General features: G+C 65.3%; 2 protein-coding genes. Both read right to left on the bottom strand.

Features of this window, described 5'->3' with window-relative positions:
- Nucleotides 1–96 precede the first annotated feature (96 nt).
- Complete coding sequence (locus G6028_RS00585; RefSeq protein WP_106385343.1) at nucleotides 97–855, bottom strand: ATP-binding protein; 759 nt, start codon at nucleotides 853–855, stop codon at nucleotides 97–99.
- The coding region (locus G6028_RS00590) for a Mu transposase domain-containing protein (RefSeq protein WP_422110513.1) at nucleotides 852–1,755 on the bottom strand (904 nt) is incomplete at its 5' end. The genes G6028_RS00585 and G6028_RS00590, both read right to left, overlap by 4 nt.

A 1,755-nucleotide genomic window follows, 5' to 3' on the forward strand; every position in this document is an offset into this window, starting at 1 on the left:
TGTTTGGGACGCCTTTCGGAAAGCGCGGATCTGATGATCGGGTAGCGGTCGGACGGGTATCGGATAGCGGAGTGCACCCGTCCGACCGCTGGGCCGCTATGGCGTTGTCGTGGCGAGGTGTCGTCTCATGTTGGGTCCGTCGAGTGCGATGATCTCGGCGCCGGCGACGATGCGGTTGAGTATTGATTCGGCGATGACCGCGTCTTGGAGCGACTTGTACCAATCGGGCGGGTCGAACTGGGAGGTCACCAGAGTCGATCCTCGCCCTTCGCGGGCGGCCAGGATGTTGAGCAGCTCGGCCGCGGTGTGCGGGGCCACCGGGGTGGTCAGGAAGTCGTCCAGAACCAGCAGGTCACAGTTGTGCAGGTCGGTGAGGAAGTCCAGCCGGCGCTGCGAGGTCGGTTCTAGAACGGCGAGCCGGTTGGCCAGGTCGTCGAGCCGGAAGAATCTCGCGGTGTAGTACTTTCGGCACGCGGCATTGAGAAGCGCTTGGGCGAGGTAGGTCTTGCCCACGCTGGACTGGCCGAGCACGACGAGATTACGAGTGGCGTCGATCCATTGACAGCTGGAGAGACGTGCGATTAGCTCGCGGTTGACGTTGCGGTCAGGCAGGTAGCGGATCTCTTCTACGCAGGCGTCAGGGTTTGGCGATCTGGAGGCCTTGAGTAGTTTCTGGGTCCGGCGTTCCTGCCTGGCCGTGATCTCTTTGTCCAGGGCGTGGAAGATTTTCTCGGAGAAGGTCCACTCGTCGCAGGCGGGATCGTTGGCCAGGTCAATGACGGTCTGTCCGAACGCGGTCATCCGCAACTGCGTGAACAGCGGCATGTCGGCGTCGGTGAGATGACGATCAGTCACTGCAGGTCCTCCTTCCCCGCGATGCCGGTGCTCGTACTCGGGCGTCCGGTGAGGGTGGCGAGACTGAACTGCTCAGGCCCGGCCAGATGCGCCCCCGTTGTATCCCGCCGACCCGGCGGCGGCTCCACCCGGGCCGTCGTTGCCGGCGGCGCCTCCGTCGTCGTGGGTCGGGCCGCGGCCTGGGCCCGCAGGGCCGCCAGTTGCTGTTTGACGGCGGTGTAGCTGATAGCCCGGCGTGCGGTCTCAGAGACGAGTTGCCCGCAGGCCCGCTCGAGGAGCTGCTTGTTGTCGCCGCGGGCCAGGGCGAGGATGTTCTGGCATGAACGGTAGCCCTGCGCTTCGATCCGCTGGCGATCGAGGACCTCGCTGATCGCGGTGACGGTGTTCGGTCCGATCTTGTGGGCCTGGCGCACGAAGTAGGCCCGTGACCACAGGTCGGATGATTGCAGGTGCTGGGCGGGCACGTGGTCAGGGTCGGTGACGAACGCGTGCCGCTTACCGGAGACGGTGTGGGAGGCGATGACCTCACCGCCAGCCATGACCACCAGTGTGGGGCCGGTGATCTTCACATCGACGTGCTGGCCGGCGAAGGTGTAGGGCACCGAGTACTTCACCGTGGCGATCTCGACGTGGTAGTCCCGGTTGACCTTGGACTTCTTCCAGATGACCGGCTGCCAGCGGACCTCGGGCAGAGCGATCAGCTCGGACTGCTCATGCTCGGCGAACAGCTCGCGGCGGCTCGTCTTCTGGCCCCGGAACGGGATCCGGTCGTTGATCGCCTCCACCTCGGCGGCGATCGCCTCGTTCAGATCGTCCAGGCTCGCGAACCGCCGATCGGCCAGCCGTCCGATCACCCAGTTCGTCACCACCTTCACCCCGGCCTCGACGTTGCCCTTGTCC

This window comes from Dietzia cercidiphylli (genome assembly GCF_014145145.1).
Lineage (GTDB): Bacteria > Actinomycetota > Actinomycetes > Mycobacteriales > Mycobacteriaceae > Dietzia > Dietzia natronolimnaea.